At 60.0% G+C, this 22,711-nt stretch carries 22 protein-coding genes; 12 read left to right on the top strand and 10 right to left on the bottom strand.

The genetic code is table 11. The annotated features are described in order from the left end of the window. Positions 1–353: 353 nt before the first annotated feature. From coxB to AB4P91_RS04790, 4 genes are all read left to right on the top strand, one after another. A complete protein-coding gene (gene coxB / locus AB4P91_RS04775; RefSeq protein ID WP_150595850.1) occupies positions 354–1,481 on the top strand; it encodes a cytochrome c oxidase subunit II in 1,128 nt (375 codons plus the stop codon). 82 nt (positions 1,482–1,563) lie between these two features. Next, positions 1,564–3,150 carry a cytochrome c oxidase subunit I gene (gene ctaD, locus AB4P91_RS04780; RefSeq protein ID WP_150593267.1) on the top strand — a complete coding sequence of 529 codons (1,587 nt, stop codon included), beginning with the start codon at positions 1,564–1,566 and terminating at the stop codon, positions 3,148–3,150. 144 nt (positions 3,151–3,294) lie between these two features. Continuing rightward, positions 3,295–3,846 carry a cytochrome c oxidase assembly protein gene (locus AB4P91_RS04785; RefSeq protein ID WP_042556973.1) on the top strand — a complete coding sequence of 184 codons (552 nt, stop codon included), beginning with the start codon at positions 3,295–3,297 and terminating at the stop codon, positions 3,844–3,846. Positions 3,847–3,870: 24 nt separating this feature from the next. Continuing rightward, positions 3,871–4,758 (top strand): cytochrome c oxidase subunit 3, encoded by an 888-nt coding sequence (locus tag AB4P91_RS04790; protein WP_395604416.1) that lies wholly within the window; start codon positions 3,871–3,873, stop codon positions 4,756–4,758. A gap of 89 nt (positions 4,759–4,847) precedes the next feature. Here the strand turns inward: AB4P91_RS04790 and AB4P91_RS04795 are convergent, their stop codons facing one another. Then, positions 4,848–5,051, bottom strand: a complete 204-nt coding sequence (locus AB4P91_RS04795) for a twin transmembrane helix small protein (protein ID WP_115147881.1) — start codon at positions 5,049–5,051, stop codon at positions 4,848–4,850. Positions 5,052–5,121: 70 nt separating this feature from the next. Here AB4P91_RS04795 and AB4P91_RS04800 point away from each other — a divergent pair, with 70 nt between their 5' ends. The 5 genes from AB4P91_RS04800 to AB4P91_RS04820 are packed head-to-tail and all read left to right on the top strand — an operon-like array spanning position 5,122 to position 9,030. Next, positions 5,122–5,862 (top strand): SURF1 family protein, encoded by a 741-nt coding sequence (locus AB4P91_RS04800; protein WP_395604417.1) that lies wholly within the window; start codon positions 5,122–5,124, stop codon positions 5,860–5,862. Next, complete coding sequence (locus AB4P91_RS04805) at positions 5,828–6,421, top strand: hypothetical protein (RefSeq protein WP_150593270.1); 594 nt, start codon at positions 5,828–5,830, stop codon at positions 6,419–6,421. Before AB4P91_RS04800 ends, AB4P91_RS04805 begins: the two co-directional genes overlap by 35 nt. 10 nt (positions 6,422–6,431) lie before the next feature. Next, positions 6,432–7,511: a heme A synthase gene (locus tag AB4P91_RS04810; protein WP_150593271.1), complete on the top strand. Its 1,080-nt coding sequence runs from the start codon at positions 6,432–6,434 to the stop codon at positions 7,509–7,511. Next, a complete protein-coding gene (cyoE, locus tag AB4P91_RS04815; RefSeq protein WP_150593272.1) occupies positions 7,499–8,398 on the top strand; it encodes a heme o synthase in 900 nt (299 codons plus the stop codon). The genes AB4P91_RS04810 and cyoE overlap by 13 nt, the downstream gene beginning before the upstream one ends. Further along, on the top strand, positions 8,395–9,030 hold the full coding sequence (locus AB4P91_RS04820; RefSeq protein WP_042556966.1) for an SCO family protein: 636 nt from the start codon (positions 8,395–8,397) through the stop codon (positions 9,028–9,030). The genes cyoE and AB4P91_RS04820 overlap by 4 nt, the downstream gene beginning before the upstream one ends. Positions 9,031–9,310: 280 nt before the next feature. Here AB4P91_RS04820 and AB4P91_RS04825 read toward each other — a convergent pair whose 3' ends face one another. The 3 genes from AB4P91_RS04825 to AB4P91_RS04835 all read right to left on the bottom strand — a co-directional run bounded on the left by AB4P91_RS04825 (position 9,311) and on the right by AB4P91_RS04835 (position 11,840). Next, positions 9,311–10,081: a MetQ/NlpA family ABC transporter substrate-binding protein gene (locus tag AB4P91_RS04825; protein ID WP_150595853.1), complete on the bottom strand. Its 771-nt coding sequence runs from the start codon at positions 10,079–10,081 to the stop codon at positions 9,311–9,313. Between the two features lie 77 nt (positions 10,082–10,158). Further along, positions 10,159–10,833 (bottom strand): methionine ABC transporter permease, encoded by a 675-nt coding sequence (locus tag AB4P91_RS04830; protein WP_395604418.1) that lies wholly within the window; start codon positions 10,831–10,833, stop codon positions 10,159–10,161. Beyond that, positions 10,833–11,840, bottom strand: a complete 1,008-nt coding sequence (locus tag AB4P91_RS04835; RefSeq protein WP_150593273.1) for a methionine ABC transporter ATP-binding protein — start codon at positions 11,838–11,840, stop codon at positions 10,833–10,835. The genes AB4P91_RS04830 and AB4P91_RS04835 overlap by 1 nt, the downstream gene beginning before the upstream one ends. Positions 11,841–12,103: 263 nt before the next feature. Between AB4P91_RS04835 and katE the strand changes: the two genes are divergently transcribed. Beyond that, a complete protein-coding gene (katE, locus tag AB4P91_RS04840; protein ID WP_150593274.1) occupies positions 12,104–14,245 on the top strand; it encodes a catalase HPII in 2,142 nt (713 codons plus the stop codon). 94 nt (positions 14,246–14,339) lie between these two features. Here katE and AB4P91_RS04845 read toward each other — a convergent pair whose 3' ends face one another. Genes AB4P91_RS04845 through AB4P91_RS04860 form a run of 4 tightly spaced genes read right to left on the bottom strand, consistent with a single transcriptional unit; the run spans position 14,340 to position 17,139 of the window. Further along, the gene (locus AB4P91_RS04845) at positions 14,340–15,053 is read right to left on the bottom strand and encodes a PA5502 family lipoprotein (RefSeq protein WP_395604419.1); all 714 of its coding nucleotides are present in this window, start codon (positions 15,051–15,053) and stop codon (positions 14,340–14,342) included. 37 nt (positions 15,054–15,090) lie between these two features. Further along, complete coding sequence (znuB, locus tag AB4P91_RS04850) at positions 15,091–15,879, bottom strand: zinc ABC transporter permease subunit ZnuB (protein ID WP_150595857.1); 789 nt, start codon at positions 15,877–15,879, stop codon at positions 15,091–15,093. Next, entirely contained in the window at positions 15,872–16,657 is a 786-nt protein-coding gene (gene znuC / locus AB4P91_RS04855; RefSeq protein ID WP_042556959.1) for a zinc ABC transporter ATP-binding protein ZnuC, read from the bottom strand. Before znuC ends, znuB begins: the two co-directional genes overlap by 8 nt. After that, a complete protein-coding gene (locus AB4P91_RS04860; protein ID WP_150593276.1) occupies positions 16,657–17,139 on the bottom strand; it encodes a Fur family transcriptional regulator in 483 nt (160 codons plus the stop codon). Before AB4P91_RS04860 ends, znuC begins: the two co-directional genes overlap by 1 nt. A 66-nt stretch (positions 17,140–17,205) precedes the next feature. On the opposite strand from AB4P91_RS04860, the gene AB4P91_RS04865 reads away from it, so the two are divergent. Then, positions 17,206–18,126 carry a zinc ABC transporter substrate-binding protein gene (locus AB4P91_RS04865; RefSeq protein ID WP_395604420.1) on the top strand — a complete coding sequence of 307 codons (921 nt, stop codon included), beginning with the start codon at positions 17,206–17,208 and terminating at the stop codon, positions 18,124–18,126. 90 nt (positions 18,127–18,216) lie between these two features. Here the strand turns inward: AB4P91_RS04865 and AB4P91_RS04870 are convergent, their stop codons facing one another. After that, positions 18,217–19,170, bottom strand: coding sequence for a homoserine kinase (locus AB4P91_RS04870; protein WP_150688224.1), 954 nt, complete (start codon positions 19,168–19,170; stop codon positions 18,217–18,219). A 60-nt stretch (positions 19,171–19,230) separates the two neighbouring features. Next, positions 19,231–19,521, bottom strand: a complete 291-nt coding sequence (locus tag AB4P91_RS04875; protein WP_042556955.1) for a DUF2782 domain-containing protein — start codon at positions 19,519–19,521, stop codon at positions 19,231–19,233. 74 nt (positions 19,522–19,595) lie between these two features. Here AB4P91_RS04875 and polA point away from each other — a divergent pair, with 74 nt between their 5' ends. Further along, positions 19,596–22,400 carry a DNA polymerase I gene (gene polA, locus AB4P91_RS04880; RefSeq protein WP_395604421.1) on the top strand — a complete coding sequence of 935 codons (2,805 nt, stop codon included), beginning with the start codon at positions 19,596–19,598 and terminating at the stop codon, positions 22,398–22,400. Positions 22,401–22,711 lie beyond the last annotated feature (311 nt).

Raw genomic sequence — 22,711 nt, forward strand, 5'->3', positions numbered from 1 at the left:
AAGGCAATGAAATAGGGAAGACATAAGTTAGCTGGCTTACGAAAAATGCTAAGACGCATTTGTCATAATTATTTCATCCTTGATGCATCTGCGTTATATCGATTGGCCACCACTCGTCTGCATCCTTCTCCATTCCTGCCCTTGAACGCAAGTCTTCGCTATTTCAGGTCATTTACGTCCTCACATTGCAATTTCCAGTCGCTGTCTATACTCGCCAGTGAATGGAGTTAGCTGATGACGCCCGACTGCACCCGCAGCAAGGCTCGGCGATTCAAGTTCGTAGTCTGATGCAGCCGCTCCCTTGCCGCAGGCGAAAGCCGGCGGGATAACAAGAACGATAAGGGGAACCCGCAATGATGCGACATCCACACGTCTGGATGGGCCTCCTGTTGTGGTCGATTTTCAGCCCGGCCAATGCGGCCTGGACTGTGAATATGGCGCCTGGAGCGACTGAAATCAGTCACGCAGTATTCGACCTGCACATGACCATTTTCTGGATCTGTGTGGTGATCGGGGTCATCGTCTTCGGCGCCATGTTCTGGTCGATGATGGTGCACCGCCGTTCTACCGGGCAGGTCGCCGCAAAATTCCATGAAAGCACCGGCGTCGAGATCATGTGGACCATCGTGCCGCTGCTGATTCTGGTAGCGATGGCCGTGCCGGCGACCGCTACCCTGATCAAGATGTACGACAGCAGTGAGCCGGATATCGATATCCAGATCACCGGGTATCAGTGGAAGTGGCACTACAAATACCTGGGCCAGGACGTCGAGTTCTTCAGCAACCTGGCCACCCCCGCCGAGCAGATCCACAACAAAGAAGCCAAGGGCGAGCATTACCTGCTTGAGGTCGACAAGCCATTGGTGCTGCCGACCGGCGCCAAGGTGCGCTTCCTCGTGACCTCCGCTGACGTGATCCATTCCTGGTGGGTACCGGCCTTTGCGGTCAAGCGCGATGCGATTCCGGGGTTCGTCAACGAAGCCTGGACCCGCGTCGACAAACCGGGCATTTACCGGGGCCAGTGCGCCGAACTGTGCGGTAAGGATCACGGCTTCATGCCGATCGTGGTCGAGGTCAAGGAGAAGGCCGACTACGAAACCTGGCTCGCCGAGCGCAAGGCCGAAGCCGCGCAGCTTAAAGAGCTGACCAGCAAGGAATGGACCCTCGACGAGCTCAAGGAGCGCGGCGACAAGGTCTATCACACCACTTGCGTCGCCTGTCACCAGGCTGAAGGCCAGGGCCTGCCGCCGATGTTCCCGGCACTCAAGGGCTCGAAAATCGCCACCGGCCCGATCAAGGATCACCTGAGCATCGTTTTCCACGGCAAACCTGGCACCGCCATGGCGGCGTTCGGCAAGCAGTTGTCGGAAGTCGATATCGCCGCCGTCGTGACCTACGAACGTAACGCGTGGGGCAACAACAAGGGCGACATGGTGACGCCAAAAGAAGTGCTGGAGCTGAAACAGGCGGAAAGCAAATGAGCCGGTCTATTGCGTACTTCGTGAATCGGTCAGGGCTCCGCGCCCCGACCTGCCCCGTCCACTCGCTTGAAGGAGACCGGCCATGAGCGCTGTCATCGATGACCACGGTCACGCCGACCACGCCCACGGCCCGGCCAAAGGCCTGATGCGCTGGGTGCTGACCACCAACCACAAGGACATCGGCACGCTGTACCTGTGGTTTGCGTTCTGCATGTTCCTGCTCGGCGGTTCGTTCGCCATGGTGATCCGCGCCGAGCTGTTCCAGCCCGGTTTGCAGATCGTCGAACCGGCGTTCTTCAACCAGATGACCACCATGCACGGTTTGGTGATGGTGTTCGGTGCGGTGATGCCAGCGTTCGTCGGCCTCGCCAACTGGATGATCCCGCTGATGATCGGCGCGCCGGACATGGCCCTGCCAAGGATGAACAACTTCAGCTTCTGGCTGCTGCCGGCGGCGTTCCTGCTGCTGGTCTCGACTCTGTTCAGCCCCGGTGGCGGGCCGAATTTCGGCTGGACGTTCTACGCGCCGTTGTCGACGACTTACGCGCCTGAGAGCGTGACGTTCTTCATCTTTGCCATTCACCTGATGGGGATCAGTTCGATCATGGGCGCGATCAACGTGGTCGCGACCATCCTCAACCTGCGCGCCCCCGGCATGACGTTGATGAAGATGCCGCTGTTCGTCTGGACCTGGCTGATCACCGCGTTTTTGCTGATCGCGGTGATGCCGGTGCTGGCCGGGTGCGTGACGATGATGCTGATGGACATCCACTTCGGCACCAGTTTCTTCAGTGCTGCCGGTGGCGGTGACCCGGTGTTGTTCCAGCATGTGTTCTGGTTTTTCGGCCATCCCGAGGTGTACATCATGATCCTGCCGGCCTTCGGCGCCGTCAGCCAGATCATCCCGGCGTTTGCGCGCAAACCGCTGTTTGGCTACACCTCGATGGTCTACGCCACGGCGAGCATCGCGTTTCTGTCGTTTATCGTCTGGGCGCACCACATGTTCGTGGTCGGCATTCCATTGGTGGGCGAGCTGTTTTTCATGTACGCGACGATGCTTATCGCCGTGCCGACCGGGGTGAAGGTGTTCAACTGGGCCAGCACCATGTGGCAAGGCTCGATGACCTTCGAGACGCCGATGCTGTTTGCCGTGGCGTTCGTGATCCTGTTCTCCATTGGCGGGTTCTCCGGGCTGATGCTGGCCATTGCCCCGGCGGACTTCCAGTATCAGGACACCTATTTCGTGGTCGCGCACTTCCACTATGTGCTGGTGCCGGGGGCGATCTTCGGGATCTTCGCCTCAGCCTATTACTGGCTGCCGAAATGGACCGGGCACATGTACGACGAAACCCTCGGCAAGCTGCACTTCTGGCTGTCGTTCGTCGGCATGAACCTGACGTTCTTCCCGATGCACTTCGTGGGACTGGCGGGAATGCCGCGACGGATTCCGGACTACAACCTGCAATTCGCCGATTTCAACATGGTCTCCTCGATCGGCGCGTTCATGTTCGGCGCCACGCAGATCTTCTTCCTGTTCATCGTCATCAAGACCATCCGTGGCGGCGAACCGGCACCGGCCAAACCGTGGGATGGCGCCGAAGGTCTGGAGTGGAGCGTGCCGTCGCCGGCGCCGTATCACACCTTCAGCACACCGCCGGAAGTGAAATGAACACCTCCAGCCCTGTGACAAACCCTGTGGGAGCTGCGGTGCGACGATTCGACTTGCCAGCGATGGGGCCAGCGCAGTGTGTCAGGCAGGAAGCCATCGCTGGCAAGCCAGCTCCCACAAGGATTCATGTGGAGGCTGAAAATCATGGCTGACTCGATCTCGCTGAAAAAACTGGTCACACGCCTGCTCGGTGTGGTGGTCGCGATGTTCATTTTCGGGTTTGCCCTGGTGCCGATCTATGACGTGATGTGCAAAGCCTTCGGCATCAACGGCAAGACCGGCGGCCAGTACGAGGGTGAGCAGGTGGTTGATACCTCGCGCCAGGTGCGCGTGCAGTTTCTGTCGACCAACACGGCCGACATGCCATGGGATTTCTATCCCAAGCACGATGAACTCACGGCCAACCCCGGCGCGGTCAACGAGATGATTTTCATCGCCCGCAACCCCACCGACAAACCGATGAGTGCGCAAGCCGTACCCAGCATCGCGCCGAGTAATGCCGCCGCGTATTTCCACAAGACCGAATGCTTTTGTTTTACCCAGCAGGTGCTGCAGCCCGGGCAACAGATCGAAATGCCGGTGCGTTTCATTGTTGACCGCGACATGCCCAAGGAAGTGAAGCACCTGACGCTGTCCTACACGCTGTTCGATATCACCGCCCGACATCCACCGGTGGCTGTAAACACTGGCGGTTAGCGTGCCCGATAAGGAGAACAATAAATGGCAACTCATGAGCACTATTACGTTCCGGCCCAGAGCAAGTGGCCGATCATCGCCACGATCGGGATGTTGGTCACCGTGTACGGTCTGGCCGTCTGGTTCAACGATCTGAAGGCAGCGCGCCCGGAATCCCACGGCCCGCTGATCTTTTTCATCGGTGGCCTGCTGGTGGCGTACATGCTGTTCGGCTGGTTCGGCGCGGTGATCAAGGAAAGCCGCGCGGGGCTATACAGCGCGCAGCTGGACCGCTCGTTCCGCTGGGGCATGAGTTGGTTCATCTTTTCCGAGGTGATGTTCTTCGTCGCTTTCTTCGGTGCGCTGTTCTACGTGCGGCACATTTCCGGCCCGGCACTCGGGGGTGAAGGCCCCAAAGGGGTCGCGCACATGCTTTGGCCAAACTTTCAGTTCACCTGGCCGCTGCTGAACACGCCGGACCCGAAACTGTTCCCGCCGCCCAAGGACGTCATCAGTCCGTGGGGCCTGCCGCTGATCAACACGATTCTGCTGGTCAGCTCAAGCGTGACCATCACCATCGCCCACCATGCGCTGAAGAAAGGCCATCGCGGCGCGCTGAAAATCTGGCTGGCGATCACCGTGTTGCTGGGCTGTGCGTTCCTTGGCTTCCAGGCCGAAGAATACATTCACGCTTACAAGGAGCTGGGCCTGACCCTGGGTTCGGGCATCTACGGCGCGACGTTCTTCATGCTCACCGGTTTCCACGGCGCCCACGTGACCATCGGCACGATCATTTTGTTTGTGATGCTGATGCGGATCATGAAGGGCCACTTCGACAACGAGCATCAGTTCGGCTTTGAAGCGGCGAGCTGGTATTGGCACTTCGTCGACGTGGTGTGGATCGGCTTGTTCATCTTCGTTTATGTGCTTTAACAACAGCTGCAAGCCACAACAACAGCTGCAAGCTTCAAGCTCAAAGCGGTAAGGCTTCTAACTTGCAGCTTGTAGCTTACCGCTTGCAGCTACCACCGCACGTGAGACACGAGTTGGCCGCTGTAGAAACCCCAGGCAATCAGGCCGACGGTTCCGGCGGCCAATGCCACCCGAACACTCAAGGCGATGACCAGACGATTCGAGCTGCTGTCGTCCTTGACCAGGAAAAACAGGCCGCTGAACAGGCTGATCACCGTGGCAATCAGCATCAGGACGATAGCTGTTTTGAGCATGGGAAGACTCCGGGGGACAGGCGATGCAGTTGAGTATAGCGATCGCGACAACTGACTTTGTGGCGCAAGCATGAAGCGCTTTCGCCCGGGTGTGATTCCGACCGTGGTGGTGGCGTTGTTGCTCCCGATGCTGGTGTCACTGGGTGTCTGGCAACTGGGCCGTGGCGCGGAGAAAACCGCCCTGCTCGCCACTTACACCGAACGCCGCGCCGCCGAGCCGATGGCCAGCAGCGAACTACTGACCAGCGCCGACCCGGCCTATCGCCGCGTACATCTGCAGGGCCAGTTCGATGCCTCGCACAGCTTGCTGCTCGACAACCGCCAGCGTGACGGCAAAGTCGGCGTCGAGTTGCTGCAACCGTTTCAGGATCAGCGCAGCGGTCTGTGGCTGCTGGTCAATCGCGGCTGGCTGCCGTGGCCGGATCGCCGCGTACCGCCGCAATTCAGCACGCCAACCGCATCGCTGAATATCGACGCCTGGGTCTACGTCGCCCCCGGCGCGACTTTCCAGTTGCACGCTGATCCGGCCAGCCAGACCTGGCCGCAAACCATCACCGCCGTCGAGCCGGCCAAGCTGTGGAAAACCCTCGAGCGCGACGGCTACGCCTATGAATTACGCGCCGAACCCGGCCCGGCCAGCTATCAAGCCGATTGGCCGGTGGTCGCGATGGGCCCGGAAAAACACCTCGGTTACGCCGTGCAGTGGTTCGCCATGAGCCTTGCCCTGCTCGCTCTCTATCTCTATCTCGGCTGGCACAACGCCAAGGAGAAACACCATGGGAACGGCCATGAATCCACCCAGCATGTCTGAAGCCAAAGTCCCGGTCAGTCGCCGACGCGGACGCATTCAACTGTTGCTGATCGTGCTCGGTGTAGTCGGCCCGATGCTGCTCGCCACCGGCATGTACAAATTGCAGTTCTGGGTGCCGGAAGGTCGCAGCTATCACGGTGAACTGCTCGGCAATGGCCAGACCCGCGCCGACCTCGGCGTGCAAGCCGATGAACAGCGCTGGCAGATGCTGGTGACCGCGCCCAAGGACTGCTCGGTGGATTGCCAGCAGTTGGTGTATCTGGCGCGACAGATCCAGATCGGCCTCGGTCGTGAGGCCGGGCGTGCCACCCATGCCCTCGCCGCCGCGCAGCCGTTGAGCAGCGATTACGACGCCAAACTGACCCGCGAATACCCGCAGCTGCAACGTTATCCGCTGGATGCTGCTGTGTTCACCAAGACGACTGGCGACAAGGCCACGCCGCAGCTGTGGATCATCGATCCACACGGCAACCTCGTGCTGCGCTACGGCCCGAACGTAAAGGGTAAGGATCTGCTCAACGACCTGCGCCACCTGCTGAAACTGTCGAACATCGGATAAGGGCATCGTCATGGCCAAACCTGGATTTCGCCTCGCGCTGTTTGCCACCCTGCTGGCACTGATTGTGGTGCTGCTCGGCGCCTACACACGCCTGACCCACGCCGGCCTCGGTTGCCCGGACTGGCCGGGCTGCTACGGCTTTATCAGCGTGCCGAAAAGCGAAGCCCAACTGGCCCATGCCGAACTGCATTATCCCGAGGCGCCGGTCGAAGCACACAAGGGCTGGAACGAGATGATCCACCGCTACTTCGCTGGCGCCCTCGGCCTGCTCATCTCAGTGCTGGCCGGCCGCGCGTGGGTCAATCGGCGTCATCCGGGCCTGCCATTGAAACTGCCACTGTTCTTGCTGGCGGTGGTCATCGCACAAGCCGCGTTCGGCATGTGGACAGTGACGCTCAAGCTCTGGCCACAAGTGGTCACCGGGCATTTGCTCGGTGGTTTCGCGACGTTGAGCCTGCTGTTTTTGCTGACCCTGAGATTGTCCGGTGTGCTACCGGCACTGACCGTGCCCAAGCGTTTGCAGTACTGGGCGACGGCGGGACTGTTGCTGGTGATCGGCCAGATCGCCCTCGGTGGCTGGGTCAGTTCCAACTACGCGGCGGTGGCCTGCATCGACTTCCCGACGTGCCATGGCGAATGGCTGCCAGCCGCTGATTTCGCCAATGGCTTTCATCTGACCCAACACATCGGCCCGAATTACCTGGGCGGACAACTCGACAGCGACGCACGCACTGCGATTCATCTGACCCATCGCATCGGCGCGCTGCTGGTAACGCTGGTGCTGCTCGGTCTGGCCTGGCAACTGAAAGTGGTTGGCATGACCCGACTGGCCGGCCTGGTGCTCATCGCCCTCGCCGCGCAAATCACCCTCGGCATCAGCAATGTGGTGTTCCATCTGCCGCTGCCAATCGCCGTCGCCCACAACGCGGGCGGCGCAGCACTGTTGTTGTCGATGGTGCTGGTCAATTATCACGCGCGCACCAGTCTGGTTCGGGTCAAGCAGCCGCTGAGTGCGCGGTGGCGCTTGAGCCCGCGTAAACACTCGGCGGCGCCCATCACAATAAAAGGAGAAACGCCGTGGCGATTCTGATTGGCGACCGTCCCGCGCAGGCGTTGTGGCGCGATTATCTGGAGCTGACCAAACCGAAAGTGGTGGTGCTGATGCTCATCACCTCGCTGGTCGGCATGTTTCTCGCGACCCGCGCCGGGGTGCCGTGGACGGTGCTGGTGTTCGGCAACCTGGGGATTGCGCTGTGTGCCGGCGGCGCGGCGGCGGTCAATCATGTGGTGGATCGACGCATCGACGCGCTGATGGCGCGCACCCACAAACGGCCATTGGCCGAGGGCCGGGTTTCACCTGTCGCCGCACTGACGTTTGCGCTGGTATTGGCGCTGCTGGGGCAGGCGTTGTTGCTGACCTTCACCAATCCGCTGACGGCGTGGCTCACCTTGGCGTCGCTGCTTGGTTACGCGGTGGTTTACACCGGTTTCCTCAAACGCGCGACGCCGCAGAACATCGTTATCGGTGGTCTGGCCGGCGCCGCGCCGCCGCTGCTCGGCTGGACCGCCGCCACTGGCCATGTCAGCGCCGAACCATTGCTGCTGGTGCTGATCATCTTCGCCTGGACCCCGCCGCACTTCTGGGCGCTGGCAATCCATCGCAAAGAGGAATACGCCAAGGCGGATATCCCGATGCTGCCGGTCACCCACGGCGAGCACTACACCAAAGTGCACATTCTGCTGTACACCTTTGCGCTGCTGGCCGTGAGCCTGCTGCCTTATGTGATCCACATGAGCGGCATGCTCTACCTCATTTGCGCCCTCGCCTTGGGCGCGAGGTTTCTGCAATGGGCCGTGGTGCTGTACCGTGGCACTCGACCGCACGCGGCGATCAACACCTTCAAGTACTCTATTTATTACTTGTTCCTGTTGTTCATCGCCCTGCTCGTAGACCACTACTTACTGTTGAACCTATGACTCGAACCCAGAAAACCGTTTTCATCCTCGTCGCCGTGGTCGCGTTGATCCTCGGCCTCACCGTCAACAAAGTGCTGAGCGGCAAGGGCCAGGGCGACCCGACCGCGCTGATCGACGCCGGCATCATCCTGCTGCCGCAGAGCCGCAATCTGCCGGACGTGACGATGACGGACCAGGACGGCAAACCGGTCGCGATCAATGAACTCAAGGGCAAGTGGAGCCTGCTGTTTTTCGGCTACACCTTCTGCCCGGACATCTGCCCGACCACCCTCGCACAACTGCGCCAGATCAAAAGTGAACTGCCGAAGGACGCTGTGGACAAGTTGCAGATCGTGCTGGTCAGCGTCGACCCGAACCGCGACAACCCGAAGCAGCTCAAGCAGTATCTGGGCTACTTCGATCCGCAATTCATCGGCCTGACGCCGACCTCGATCGAAGAACTGCAGAAAGTCGCCAACGCGGTGAGCATTCCGTTTATTCCAGCGGACACCAGTAAGCCGAATTACACGGTGGATCACAGTGGCAATCTGGCGGTGATTGGCCCGGACGGGACGCAGCGCGGGTTTATTCGGGCGCCGCTGAACAACGCCAAACTGGTGGCGCAGTTGCCGGTGATGCTCAATCGCAAGTGAGATTTAAAGCAAAAGCCCCTCACCCTAACCCTCTCTCGGAGGGAGAGGGGACTGAATCGGGGCTGCTGATGAAATACGCCGACGTGAGAGTACTGTGCCGAATCCATAATCGACGGATCTTTCAGGTCGATGCATAGCGCCAGACACCTCGGTCGGCCCCCTCTCCCTCGGGAGAGGGCTGGGGGTGAGGGGAAGATTCACAGCGGATCTCAAGCCGGGACACCCGCCACAAAAAAAGGGGCGCATCGAATGCGCCCCTTTTTCATTGCAGCAATCCGAATCAGAACGCCGGCAACACCGCACCCTTGTACTTCTCGGTAATGAATTGCTTCACCTCCGGACTGTGCAGGGCAGCGGCCAGTTTCTTCATCGCGTCGCTGTCCTTGTTGTCCGCACGGGACACGAGGATGTTCACGTAAGGCGAGTCGTTACCTTCAATCACCAGCGCATCCTTGGACGGATCGAGCTTGGCTTCCAGCGCGTAGTTGGTGTTGATCAGCGCCAGATCAACCTGAGTCAGCACACGCGGGATGGTCGCGGCTTCCAGCTCGCGAAACTTCAGGTCTTTCGGGTTTTGCGCGATGTCTTTAATGGTCGACAGGATGTTGGTCGGGTCCTTCAAGGTGATCACGCCAGCCTTGGCCAGCAGCAACAGCGCACGGCCGCCGTTGGTGGCGTCGTTCGGGATGACCACGTTGGCGCCGCCTGGCAATTCTTCGATCTTCTTGATCTTGCTCGAGTACGCGCCCAGTGGTTCCAGGTGTACGCCGGTCACGGCAACCAGGGTGGTGCCCTTGGCCTTGTTGAACTCATCGAGGTACGGCTGGTGCTGGAAGAAGTTGGCGTCCAGACGCTTTTCGGCAACCTGTACGTTCGGCTGAATGTAGTCGGTGAAGACCTTGACCTTCAGATCCACGCCTTCTTTGGCCAGTGCAGGCTTCACGAATTCGAGGATTTCAGCGTGCGGCACCGGGCTGGCGGCAACGGTCAGGGTTTCGGCGTGGGCCGAGAATGCCGCAACGGCAGCGAAAGCAGCGATCAGTTTTTTCATTCAGCTAACTCCTTATGAGGCGCCCGTCTGGCGCCTGCCAGCGAATGGCCGGCTCATCTGTTGATTACAAAAACCGGTTATTTGCGCGAGAAATGCACGACCAGTCGGTCGCCCACCATTTGCAACACTTGCACCAGGATCAGCAGCAACACCACGGTGACGATCATCACGTCAGTCTGGAAACGCTGGTAACCGAAACGGATCGCCAGGTCGCCCAGGCCACCGGCCCCCACCACACCGGCCATCGCGGTGTAGGAAACCAGTGTAATCGCTGTCACGGTAATCGCTGCGAAGATGCCCGGCCGGGCCTCTGGCAGCAACGCGTTGACGATGATCTGCCGGGTTGTCGCGCCCATCGACTGGGTCGCCTCGATGATGCCGCGATCGACTTCACGCAGCGCAGTTTCCACCAGGCGCGCGAAGAACGGCGTTGCCCCCACCACCAGCGGCGGAATCGCACCGGCCACGCCCAGCGAGGTGCCGGTGATCAGCACGGTAAACGGGATCATCACGATCAGCAAAATGATGAACGGCAGTGAGCGCAGGATGTTCACCGCCAGCGACATGAACGCGTAGACACCACGGTTTTCCAGCAACTGACGCGGGCTGCACAAAAACAGCAGCACACCCAGCGGCAGACCGAGCAGCACGGTGAACAGCAGCGAACCGCCGAGCATCAGCATCGTGTCGCCGGTGGCCAGCCAGATTTCGTACCAGTCGATATTGGCGAAAAAGCTCAAAAAGGCTTCCATTAACGCAGGACCTCCATGTGAACGTCAGCGGCGGTGAAGCGAGCGAACGCCGCTTCCATGTCGCCACCGGTGACGGCGAGGGTCAATTGCCCGTACGGAACGTCTTTGATGCGATCGATACGACCGGCCAGGATGCTGTAGTCGACACCGGTCTCGCGGGCGACGGTACCGAGCAACGGCGCGTAGGTCGCTTCGCCCTGGAAAGTCAGACGCACGATACGGCCCGGCACGTGAGCGAAGTCATCGCGCTGTTCGCTTTCGTCGATCTGCTCGCTTTCCTGCACGAAACGCTTGGTGGTCGGGTGCTGCGGATGCAGGAACACATCGGCCACCGAACCTTGCTCGACGATCACGCCGGCATCCATCACACCGACCTGATCGCACACGCGGCGGATGACGTCCATCTCGTGGGTGATCAGGACGATGGTCAGTTTCAGCTCGCGATTGATCTCGGCCAGCAGTTGCAGGACCGAGGCCGTGGTCTGCGGGTCGAGAGCGCTGGTGGCTTCGTCGCACAGCAGAATCTTGGGCTTGGTCGCCAGGGCGCGGGCGATGCCGACACGCTGCTTCTGGCCACCGGACAACTGCGCCGGGTACTTCCTGGCGTGGTCGGAAAGACCGACCCGCGCCAGCAACTCGGCCACACGTTGGTCGATTTCGCTGCTCGTCAACTCGCCGGCCAAGGTCAGCGGCAACGCAACGTTGTCGGCGACAGTCTTGGACGCGAGCAGGTTGAAGTGCTGGAAGATCATCCCGACTTGCTGGCGGAAACGGCGCAGGCCGTTGGCGTCCAGCGCGGTGACTTCTTCGCCGTCGACGAAGATCTTGCCGCCACTGGATTCTTCCAGGCGATTGATCAGACGCAGCAGGGTACTTTTTCCCGCGCCGGAATGGCCGATCAGACCGAAGACCTGACCATTCTCAATCGAGAGACTGGTCGGGTGCAGGGCGGGGATGTCCTTACCGGCGACGCGGTAAGTCTTGTGGACGTTTTGAAACTCGATCACGTAGCGAACCTTGTGGGGCGCGTTAGAAAAGGATCAGCGGTTAGCCGGGCGCGCATTTTAGCCTGTCCGTATAGAGGTTCTTAGCATTTATTTCGCATTTAACCTTCGAATTGGCAATAAGAAGATCAAAGGTCATAAAAAAGGAACGCTCGTTCCTTGTCATCGGTCACTACTTAAGCGACTTGAAAGCCTGGGTACCGTGCCCGGGAGCCACTCAAGAGTCCTCGGCACGTCCCGGGGGTCAAACGAGGAGTTTACGTCTGATGAGTACCAAGAAACCTGCCCCTGCAAAAAGTGAAATGGCCGGAACCGATACCCCGGATCGCGCCAACACCAACGCCAAGCTCGACAGTCTGGAGACATTCCGCTCCGACGCCACCGGCCAGGCACTGCGCACCAACCAAGGCGTGAAGGTTGCCGACAACCAGAACACCCTCAAGGTCGGTGAGCGCGGGCCGTCGCTGCTGGAAGATTTCATCATGCGTGAAAAAATCACGCACTTTGACCATGAACGTATCCCGGAGCGTATCGTCCACGCCCGCGGCACCGGGGCTCATGGTTTCTTTCAAGCCTATGAAAATCATGCGGCGCTGACCAAAGCGGGATTCCTACAGGATCCAGGGAAGAAAACCCCGGTGTTTGTGCGCTTTTCCACGGTGCAGGGGCCACGCGGTTCCGGTGACACCGTGCGTGACGTGCGCGGTTTTGCCGTGAAGTTCTTCACCGACGAGGGCAACTTCGACCTGGTCGGCAACAACATGCCGGTGTTTTTCATTCAGGATGCGATCAAGTTCCCTGATTTCGTCCACGCGGTAAAACCTGAACCGCACAACGAAATCCCTACCGGCGGCTCGGCTCACGACACCTTTTGGGACTTCGTGTCGCTGGTGCCGGAGTCCGCGCACATGGTCATCTGGGCGATGTCCGACCGGGCGATCCCGAAGAGCCTGCGCAGCATGCAGGGCTTTGGCGTGCACACCTTCCGCCTGATCAACGCCGAGGGCAAATCGCGCTTCGTGAAATTCCACTGGCGCCCTACTGCGGGGACTTGCTCGCTGGTGTGGGACGAAGCGCAGAAGCTCGCCGGTAAAGACACCGACTATCATCGTCGCGACCTCTGGGAAGCCATCGAGATGGGCGACTACCCGGAATGGGAGTTGGGCGTGCAGATCATCGAGGAGGAAAACGAGCACGATTTCGACTTCGACATCCTCGACCCGACTAAGCTGATCCCGGAAGAAATCGTGCCGATCACGCCGCTGGGCAAAATGACCCTCAACCGCAACCCGGACAACTTCTTTGCCGAGACCGAGCAGGTTGCGTTCTGCCCTGGCCACATTGTTCCGGGTATCGATTTCTCCAACGATCCGCTGCTGCAAGGTCGGCTATTTTCCTACACCGATACGCAGATCAGCCGACTCGGTGGGCCGAACTTTCATGAGCTGCCGATCAACCGCCCGGTGGCGCCGTTCCACAACGGTCAGCGCGATGCCCAGCACCGCACAACCATCGACAAGGGGCGCGCCTCTTACGAGCCGAACTCGATTGACGGCGGTTGGCCGAAAGAAACCCCGCCGGCCGCGCAGGACGGTGGTTTCGAGAGTTACCCGGAACGCATCGACGCCGCCAAGATCCGTCAGCGCAGCCAGTCGTTCAGCGATCACTTCTCGCAGGCAACCTTGTTCTTCAACAGCATGAGTGAGCATGAGAAGGAACACATCATTGCCGCTTACAGCTTCGAGTTGGGCAAGGTTGAGCGCGAGTTCATCCGTGCGCGGGAAGTGAACGAAATTCTGGCGAACATCGATCTGCAACTGGCCAAGCGCGTGGCGGAAAATCTCGGTCTGCCGGCACCCACCCAGGGCACGGTCGAAGCGCGCAAAACGTCTTTCGATCATTCACCAGCGCTGAGCCAGGCCAATTTGCTGCCAGAAAACATCAAGACGCGAAAAGTAGCGATTCTTGCTGCCAACGGTGTCGATGGTGCGGCGATTGATGCGATGAAGAAAGCTCTGGCCGCTGAAGGCGCGCACGCTAAATTGCTCGGCCCGACCTCGGCGCCGGTAAAAACCGCCGATGGCAAAAGCCTGCCGGTGGATGCATCGATGGAAGGCATGCCTTCCGTGATTTTCGATGCGGTGTTCGTGCCGGGTGGCGCAGCGTCGATCAAAGCGTTGAGCGGTGACGGCGTGGCGTTGCATTACGTGCTGGAGGCCTACAAGCACCTGAAGGCGATTGCCTTGCACGGCGAAGCCAAGCAATTGCTGGATGTGCTGAAACTGGAGGCAGATGCCGGGTTGCTCGAAGGTAAGGATGTCGGGGCGTTGACCAAACCGTTCTTCGCCGCGATCGGGCAGCATCGGGTTTGGGCTCGGGAGCCTAAAGCGAAAGCCGTTCCGGCCTAAAGATATTCGCAGACGGTAAGAACGTCATCGCGGGCAAGCCCGCTCCCACAAGGTCGAACTGTCCTTGTGGGAGCGGGCTTGCCCGCGATGCTTTTTAGGGTTTACGCGGACTCAGCACCATCTGCGCCGGCACCGTGCGCAGAATCTGCTTCTCGATCTTCAGATCAAAATCCGGATTCAATTTCTTCACACGCTTGGTCAGCAAGTTCGCCAACCAGGGATAGTCATTGGTGCGTGGCGCCTGAATAGTCACCGCACATTCGTAATTCACCACATCGGCGGCGATCGTATCCAGTTGGCGGCGAAGTTTGTGACTATCGGTGATGTTCAGCGCAACCGTGGTGCTCTCGGCTGTCGGATCAATCACTTTGGCTTTCGGCCTGGCTTCCGCCGCGAGCAACGCCGCCTCGGCTTTTTCAAGCTCGGCCTTGCGTGCTTCGGTAATGGCGCCGTTGACGCCACCGGTCAGCGCCGGGGCCTTGGGCATCAGTACACGTGCACGGCTCAAAGCCGTTGCAGCAGCGTTTACGTCACCCTTTTGCAAGACAATCTGGCTGCGACGCAGATACGCCTCGGCCAATTGCCGCTGATATTGCTCAAGGGATTGATCGTTGGGGGTTTCAGTCTGCAAAGTGGCCAACTGGGCTTCGGCAGTGGCCAATTCGCTGCTGGCCAGGCTTTGTTCCAGCTGCGCGATGGCCGTAGCCCGCGCATCGGGGGCTTGAGCCACCGGCGGCGTACTTTGGCAGGCGCCCAGCAGCACTGAAAATGCGACAAGGAGCAGATAACGGGAGGCGAACGGCTTCATTCCTGCGACTCTCTAATTGCGCAAAAAGCGGCCAAGTCTACACCCCACGACGAGGCAGAACAAAACTCAGCAGAAACAGTGCGGCCGCCGTCACAACGATTGACGGCCCCGCCGGGGTGTCCTTGAACCATGACAACGCCAGCCCGCCACACACGGCGAGCATGCCCAGCAGGCTCGCGCCCAGCGCCATCTGCTCCGGTGAACGAGCGTGACGCTGTGCCGCAGCCGCCGGAATGATCAACAGCGAAGTGATCAGCAACACACCGACGATTTTCATCGCCACCGCGATCACCACCGCGATCAACAACATCAGCGCCATGCGCAAACCCGCGACCGGCAGGCCTTCAACCCTGGCCAGCTCCTCGTGCACAGTGATCGCCAGCAGCGGCCGCCACAGCGTCACCAGTAACACCAGCACCGCCGCGCTGCCGCCGAGGATCCATGCCAGGTCAGTCGGGCTGATCGCCAGCAGGTCGCCGAACAGATAGGCCATCAGGTCGATCCGCACTTCATGCATGAAGCTTAGTACGACAAGCCCGAGAGAGAGCGTGCTCGGTGCGAGAATTCCCAAAAGCGTGTCGGATGCCAGCGGCTGACGCTGTTGCAACGTGACCAGCAACACCGCCAGCAGCAGGCAGCCGACCGTGACCGCAACCGTCGGGCTGACATCCAGCAGAAAGCCCAACGCCACGCCGAGCAATGCGGCATGGGACAAGGTATCGCCGAAATACGCCATGCGCCGCCACACCACAAACGAGCCAAGCGGCCCTGCGACTATTGCCAGCGCCAGACCTGCAAGCAGGGCATACAACAGAAAATCAGCCATGCTTGCAGTTGTCTCCATGAACGTGGGGTTGGCCCGAAACCGGGCCCTTGACCACTGAACCGTGCAGGTCGTGGGCGTGGTCGTGGTGGTGGTGATAGATCGCCAGGCTCGGCGCGTTCTTGCCAAACAGCTCGACAAACGCCGGATCGCCGCTGACTTGTTCGGGATGCCCGGAGCAGCAGACATGACGGTTGAGGCAGACCACCTGGTCGGTGGTGCTCATCACCAGATGCAGATCGTGGGAAACCATCAGCACGCCGCAGCCGTGGCGATCGCGCAGCCGGGTAATCAGGCTGTACAGCTCCGCCTGGCCGGCGACATCAACGCCTTGCACTGGCTCATCGAGCACCAGCAGTTCCGGTTCGCGCAGCAGGGCTCGGGCGAGCAGTACGCGCTGCATTTCACCACCGGAAACGCTCTGCACCGGGCTGTCGATGACGTGCTCGGCGCCAACTTCTTTCAATGCCGCCAGCGCGCGTGGACGATCAACGCCCGGCACCAAACGCAGAAAACGCAGCACCGAGAGTGGCAAGGTCGGGTCGACGTGGAGCTTTTGCGGCATGTAGCCGACACGCAATTTTGGCTTGCGCCAGACGCTGCCGCTGTTGGGTTTCAACAATCCAAGCACGGCGCGCACCAGCGTGGTCTTGCCGGCGCCATTGGGGCCGATCAGAGTGACGATCTGCCCCGGCTCAACGCTCAGTTCGATGTTGTCCAGCACGGTTTGCCCGCCAAACGTGACGGCGACTTGCTCCAGACGGATCAGCGCATTGCTCATCAAGCCCCCTGGCAACCGGAGCACAGGCCGACCACTTCGACGGTCTGCGCTTCGACGATAAAACCGACGTCCATGGCGCTGGTGATAATTGCGTCACTGATCACTTTTTGCTCAAGCTCGATGGCCGCGTGGCATTCGCGGCAGATCAGGAACTGGCCCTGATGCGCATGTTCCGGGTGCACACAACCAACAAAGGCGTTGAGCGAGGAGATGCGATGCACCAAGCCGTTTTCCAGCAGAAAATCCAGCGCCCGGTACACGGTCGGCGGCGCGGCGCGGCGGCCGTCCTGCTCGCTCAGCACCGCCAGAATGTCGTAGGCACCCAGCGGTTTATGGCTTTGCCACACCAGCTCCAGCACTCGGCGGCGCAACGCAGTCAGGCGCAAGCCCTTCTGTGCGCACAAAGTATCGGCCTCGGACAAAGCGCTGTGCACGCAATGAGAGTGGTCGTGGGGACGGCTGGCGATCGGTGTAATAGGCATGGGCGGCGACGAGTTTTGATAGAGACGTTATTATGTTACCCGTTCTCGCCTCCTTGAGTGGTCATCGTGTCCCGACTTTTTTCTGTTTTTGTGGCGTTTTTCGCCAGTTTCCTGCTGATCGGTTTGGCTCAGGCCGAGGTCAAAGTGCTCACCAGCATCAAACCGTTGCAGCTGATTGCCGCAGCCGTGCAGGACGGCGTGGCGATTCCCGAAGTATTGCTGCCGCCGGGTGCCTCGCCGCACAACTATGCGCTGCGTCCATCCGACGTACGGAAGGTGCAATCGGTGGATCTGCTCTACTGGATCGGCCCGAGCATGGAAGGTTTCCTGCCTCGCGTGCTGAACGGTCGTACGCTGCCGAGCATCGCGGTGCAGGATCTGCCGGGAATGAAACTGCGCCATTTCGCTGAAGACAGTCATTCCCACGCCGAAGAAGCCGACGATCATGACCACGATCACCGTCCGGGCACGCTGGATGCGCATTTGTGGTTATCGCCGGTGAACGCGCGGGTAATTGCCGGCAAAATGGCCGCTGATTTGAGTGCAGCTGATCCGGCGAATGCCGAGCGCTATCAAAGTAACGCGAAGGCTTTCGATGAGCGTCTTGATGCGTTGGATCTGCGTTTGAAGAAGCGTCTTGCCAGTGTTGAAGGCAAACCGTACTTCGTCTTTCACGAAGCGTTCGACTACTTCGAAGACGCTTACGGCTTGAAGCATACCGGCGTGTTCAGCGTGGCGGCCGAGGTGCAACCGGGGGCCCAGCACGTCGCTGCGATGCGCAAGCGCTTGCAGGAAGTGGGCAAGACCTGCGTGTTCAGCGAGCCGCCATTGCGCCCGCGTCTGGCGGAAACGCTGGTCGCTGGTTTACCGGTGAAACTGGCGGAGCTGGATGCACTGGGCGGTTACACCCCGGCGACGGCTCAGGGGTATGAGCAGGTGCTGGAGAAGCTGGGCAATGATTTGGCGGGTTGCCTGGAGTCGTTGTAACCCCGGCATTCGTGTTGTCCCATTCGCGAGCAGGCTCGCTCCCACAAGGATTAATGAAATCCTGTGGGAGCGAGCCTGCTCGCGAAGCTTTTAAAGGGCAAAAGGCAGATGAATGCTAACCAGCTGCCGCTGCGCCAGGCGCTGCTCAAACTCCTGCGGGTCGTGAATCAACACGTCCTGCCCGGCAAACTGTTCGGCCGCGATCAGTCGCGACAGCCAGAACCGCACACACGCCACTCGCAGCATCGTCGGCCACAACTCAGCCTCTGCCGCCGTAAACGGCCGTAGCGCCGCGTAGGCACCGAGGAAAGCACGGGCACGCGGGCCATCGATCAGACCATCATCGTCCGAACACCAATCGTTCAATGCAATCGCCACGTCATAGAGCATCGGGCCCGAGCAGGCGTTGTAGAAGTCGATGAGCCCGGTCAGATGCGTGCCTTCGAACATTGCGTTGTCGCGAAACAGGTCAGCGTGAATATTCGCCCGTGGCAGCGCGAGAATCTTGTCTTTGCGCGCAGTGATTTCATCCAGCGCCTTTTGCAGCAACGCGCGCGGCGCATCGCTCAGGTGCGAGAGCAACGCGGTGCCCTCCTCCAGCATCCAGTCGAGGCCACGATCGGTCTTGCGCTTGATCATGTGCTCGCCCTGGGTCGCCAGGTGCAGATGCGCCTGCAATCCGCCGACCTGCGCGCAATGCTGGGCGTTGGCGACTTTGATGTGCTTGCCGGCCAGGCGCGGTTGCAGCAATGCAGGTTTGCCTTTGAGTTCACGCAACGCCACGCCGTCGATGGTGCGCAATGCGTACGGCACCGGCAGATCGGCTTCGTGCAGCACGTCGAGCAGGTCGATGAAGAACGGCATCTCCTGCACCGGGCCGCGTTCGACCAGGGTCAGAACGAATTCGCCCTGCTCCAGGCTGATGAAGAAATTGGTGTTTTCGCTGCCGGCGGCAATCCCCTGGAAATCAAGCAGACGGCCAAGCCCGTAAGGGGCGAGAAAGGTTTCCAGCTCGGGCCGAGCCAGGGGGGTGAACACAGACATGGTTAAAAACTGCTCAGTTCGGGCGCCGCGATCAACGCGGCGCCGATTAAAATTAAGAGACTACTTCCATTCGAAAATCTTCCACGACGGAATCAGCATATCCGGCTGATCCGAGCGAATGAAGTTCGCATCCGTCCCGTCTGCGCGCACAAGGAAGTACGGCGGAGCGCCCTTCGGCGTGACTTTGATCGCATACAGGAAACCGTTTTGTCGATACTCCTGAATGGTCTTGTCGCCTTCCGTGCGAATGGTAACTTCGGGGTCCCCCGTCGGCGCATCATCCGCCGCCATCGCGGCCAATGGTGAAGCAGCAATCAACCCGACCAGCAGCAAGCGATTTAACGTACGCATGATAACCTTGTCCCTTTGTCGTCAACGGTCCCGCTATTCTAGCGCCGGGCCCGCCGAAAAGGTTGATTCTGCTCATGAGCCAAGCCCCCCTCGTCCTGGTGGACGGTTCGTCTTACCTGTACCGCGCTTTCCACGCACTGCCTCCTTTGACCACCTCCAAAGGTCTGCCGACCGGTGCGGTCAAAGGCGTGCTGAACATGCTCAAAAGTCTGCGCAAGCAGTACCCGGACAGTCCGTTCGCCGTGGTTTTCGACGCCAAGGGCGGCACATTTCGCGATGAGATGTACGCCGAATACAAGGCCAACCGACCGAGCATGCCCGACGACATGCGCCTACAGATCGAGCCGCTGCACCAGAGCGTGATCGCTCTCGGCTTCCCGTTGCTGTGCGTGGAAGGCGTCGAGGCCGACGATGTAATTGGCACGCTGGCCCGTAGCAGTGCAGCGGCGGATCGCCCGGTGATCATCTCCACCGGCGACAAAGACATGGCGCAACTGGTCGATGGCCACATTACCTTGGTCAACACCATGTCCGGTAGCTCGATGGACGTGGAGGGCGTGAAGGAGAAATTCGGCGTCGCTCCGGAGCAGATCATCGATTATCTGGCGCTGATGGGCGACTCTTCCGACAACATTCCGGGCGTTCCCGGCATCGGTCCGAAAACCGCATCCGGCCTGCTGGTCGGCGTCAACGGTGGCCTGACCGAACTGTACGCGCAGCTCGACATCGTGCCGACCTTGCCGATTCGCGGCGCCAAGACCCTGCCGGCCAAGCTCGAAGAACACAAGGAGATGGCATTCCTCTCCTATCAACTGGCGACCATCAAGATCGACGTGCCGCTGGACGTCGAACTCGACGATTTGCAGATGCGCGCCGAAGATCCGGCCAAGCTCTACGAGCTGTACACGCTGCTGGAATTCAAGAGCTGGATCAACGATCTCGATCGCGACGCCAAACGCCTGGAGCTGAGCAGCGCTGCGGCGCCTGAGCCGGCGGGTGATCTGTTCAGCGCGCTAGAGGCCGAGGCCCCGGCCGCTCCGGCTGAAGCGGCTTATGAAACCATCCTCGATCAGGCGCGTTTTGACGTCTGGCTGGAAAAACTCAAGAACGCCAAACTGTTCGCCTTCGACACTGAAACCACCGGTATCGATGCGCAGCAGGCGCAGCTTGTCGGTCTGTCGTTCGCGGTGCAGGCCAACGAAGCGGCGTACATTCCGCTGACCCACTCCTACATCGGCGTGCCGGAGCAACTGGATCGCGACACCGTGCTGCGCGCGCTCAAGCCGATTCTGGAAGACCCGAACAAACTCAAGGTCGGCCAACACGCCAAGTTCGACATGAACATTCTGGCCAACTGCGCCATCGGCGGCGATCAGAACGAAGGCATCACCGTGCGCGGCGTCGCCTTCGACACGATGCTTGAGTCCTACGTGCTCAACTCCACCGCCACCCGCCACGACATGGACAGCCTCGCGCAGAAGTACCTGGACCACACCACCGTGAGTTTCCAGGACATCGCCGGCAAAGGCGCCAAGCAACTGACCTTCGATCAAATCGCGCTGGAGCAGGCCGGGCCATATGCCGCCGAAGACGCCGACATCACCTTGCGTTTGCACCAGACGCTGTTTGAAAAACTCAGCGCCATTCCAAGCCTGGCCAGCGTGCTGACCGACATCGAGATTCCACTGGTACCGGTGCTGGCGCGCATCGAACGCCAGGGCGCATTCGTCGACGCCGAGCTGCTCGGTATCCAGAGCATTGAGCTGGGCAACAAGATGGTCGCGCTGGAGCGCGAAGCGTTCGAAATCGCCGGGGAAGAGTTCAACCTGGGCTCGCCCAAGCAGCTCGGCGTGATTCTCTACGAAAAACTCGGCCTGCCGGTTTTGAAGAAAACCGCCAAGGGCCAGCCGTCCACCGCCGAAGAAGTCTTGGCGAAACTGGCCGAAGACGATCACCGCTTGCCGAAAGTGCTGATGGCGCATCGCTCCATGAGCAAGCTGAAAAGCACCTACACCGATCGCCTGCCGGAGCAGATCAACCCGCGCACCGGGCGCATCCACACTTCGTACCATCAGGCCGTGGCATCGACCGGGCGTCTGTCCTCCAGCGATCCGAACCTGCAGAACATCCCGGTGCGTACCGCTGAAGGCCGACGCATCCGTCAGGCCTTCGTTGCGCCAAAAGGCTACAAACTGCTGGCGGCGGACTATTCGCAGATCGAACTGCGGATCATGGCCCACCTGTCCAAGGACGAAGGCTTGATGAACGCCTTCCGCAACAATCTGGATGTGCACACCGCCACCGCTGCCGAAGTGTTCAAGGTCGAGCTCAGCGAAGTGACTTCCGACCAGCGCCGTGGCGCCAAGGCGATCAACTTCGGTCTGATCTACGGCATGGGCGCACAGAAACTCGGCAAGGACATTGGCGTCGACACCAAGACCGCCAAGGCTTACATCGACACCTATTTCGCGCGTTATCCGGGCGTTCGCGAATACATGGATCGCACCCGCGCACAGGCTGCGGATCAGGGTTATGTCGAAACGTTCTTCGGCCGTCGCCTGTACTTGCCGGAAATCAACTCCAACAAGCCGCAGGAGCGCGCTGCCGCCGAGCGCACGGCAATCAACGCGCCGATGCAAGGCACGGCAGCCGACATCATCAAGAAAGCCATGGTGGCAGTGGATAACTGGCTGACGACATCCGGGCTGGACGCGCGAGTCATCCTGCAAGTGCACGATGAACTGGTGCTGGAGGTTCGCGAGGATCTGGTTGATCAGGTCAGCGCCGAAATTCGTCAGCACATGAGCGAAGCGGCGAAGCTGGATGTGCCGCTGCTGGTCGAAGTGGGTGTGGGCAATAACTGGGATGAGGCGCACTAAGCGATTTAAGCTGGTTTTGCCGCGGCTTCGCGCCGCGGCAAGCCCGCTGAAAGTTGCTTAGGCCAAATTGCGCTTGTGCTTATTCCAAAGCTTTTTGAAAAAAATCTGAACTAATCTTGCAGCTCACTACTCAGAGTTACTGAATGGCTGGTGAAGCCCTTCAATGCTCCTATGTTGTGTTAAGTGTTGGCAGATATCTGAACCCCGCCCTAGCGGTTCGGAACTTAAACCCCGGAATTTCTCCCTCCCCACTGAAATCCGGGGCTTTTTTTGTCCAAAAATCGGCTGTGGTGGTACGGAAGACACCACAG

Source organism: Pseudomonas sp. B21128, from assembly GCF_044218865.1.
Lineage (GTDB): Bacteria > Pseudomonadota > Gammaproteobacteria > Pseudomonadales > Pseudomonadaceae > Aquipseudomonas > Aquipseudomonas iridis.

Bases quoted from the DNA above. Each gene is read 5' to 3' on its own strand.
- coxB (WP_150595850.1), top strand. From the start codon at position 354: ATGATGCGACATCCACACGTCTGGATGGGCCTCCTGTTGTGGTCGATT.
- ctaD (WP_150593267.1), top strand. From the start codon at position 1,564: ATGAGCGCTGTCATCGATGACCACGGTCACGCCGACCACGCCCACGGC.
- AB4P91_RS04785 (WP_042556973.1), top strand. From the start codon at position 3,295: ATGGCTGACTCGATCTCGCTGAAAAAACTGGTCACACGCCTGCTCGGT.
- AB4P91_RS04790 (WP_395604416.1), top strand. From the start codon at position 3,871: ATGGCAACTCATGAGCACTATTACGTTCCGGCCCAGAGCAAGTGGCCG.
- AB4P91_RS04795 (WP_115147881.1), bottom strand. From the start codon at position 5,051: ATGCTCAAAACAGCTATCGTCCTGATGCTGATTGCCACGGTGATCAGC.
- AB4P91_RS04800 (WP_395604417.1), top strand. From the start codon at position 5,122: ATGAAGCGCTTTCGCCCGGGTGTGATTCCGACCGTGGTGGTGGCGTTG.
- AB4P91_RS04805 (WP_150593270.1), top strand. From the start codon at position 5,828: ATGGGAACGGCCATGAATCCACCCAGCATGTCTGAAGCCAAAGTCCCG.
- AB4P91_RS04810 (WP_150593271.1), top strand. From the start codon at position 6,432: ATGGCCAAACCTGGATTTCGCCTCGCGCTGTTTGCCACCCTGCTGGCA.
- AB4P91_RS04820 (WP_042556966.1), top strand. From the start codon at position 8,395: ATGACTCGAACCCAGAAAACCGTTTTCATCCTCGTCGCCGTGGTCGCG.
- AB4P91_RS04825 (WP_150595853.1), bottom strand. From the start codon at position 10,081: ATGAAAAAACTGATCGCTGCTTTCGCTGCCGTTGCGGCATTCTCGGCC.
- AB4P91_RS04830 (WP_395604418.1), bottom strand. From the start codon at position 10,833: ATGGAAGCCTTTTTGAGCTTTTTCGCCAATATCGACTGGTACGAAATC.
- katE (WP_150593274.1), top strand. From the start codon at position 12,104: ATGAGTACCAAGAAACCTGCCCCTGCAAAAAGTGAAATGGCCGGAACC.
- AB4P91_RS04845 (WP_395604419.1), bottom strand. From the start codon at position 15,053: ATGAAGCCGTTCGCCTCCCGTTATCTGCTCCTTGTCGCATTTTCAGTG.
- znuB (WP_150595857.1), bottom strand. From the start codon at position 15,879: ATGGCTGATTTTCTGTTGTATGCCCTGCTTGCAGGTCTGGCGCTGGCA.
- znuC (WP_042556959.1), bottom strand. From the start codon at position 16,657: ATGAGCAATGCGCTGATCCGTCTGGAGCAAGTCGCCGTCACGTTTGGC.
- AB4P91_RS04860 (WP_150593276.1), bottom strand. From the start codon at position 17,139: ATGCCTATTACACCGATCGCCAGCCGTCCCCACGACCACTCTCATTGC.
- AB4P91_RS04870 (WP_150688224.1), bottom strand. From the start codon at position 19,170: ATGTCTGTGTTCACCCCCCTGGCTCGGCCCGAGCTGGAAACCTTTCTC.
- AB4P91_RS04875 (WP_042556955.1), bottom strand. From the start codon at position 19,521: ATGCGTACGTTAAATCGCTTGCTGCTGGTCGGGTTGATTGCTGCTTCA.
- polA (WP_395604421.1), top strand. From the start codon at position 19,596: ATGAGCCAAGCCCCCCTCGTCCTGGTGGACGGTTCGTCTTACCTGTAC.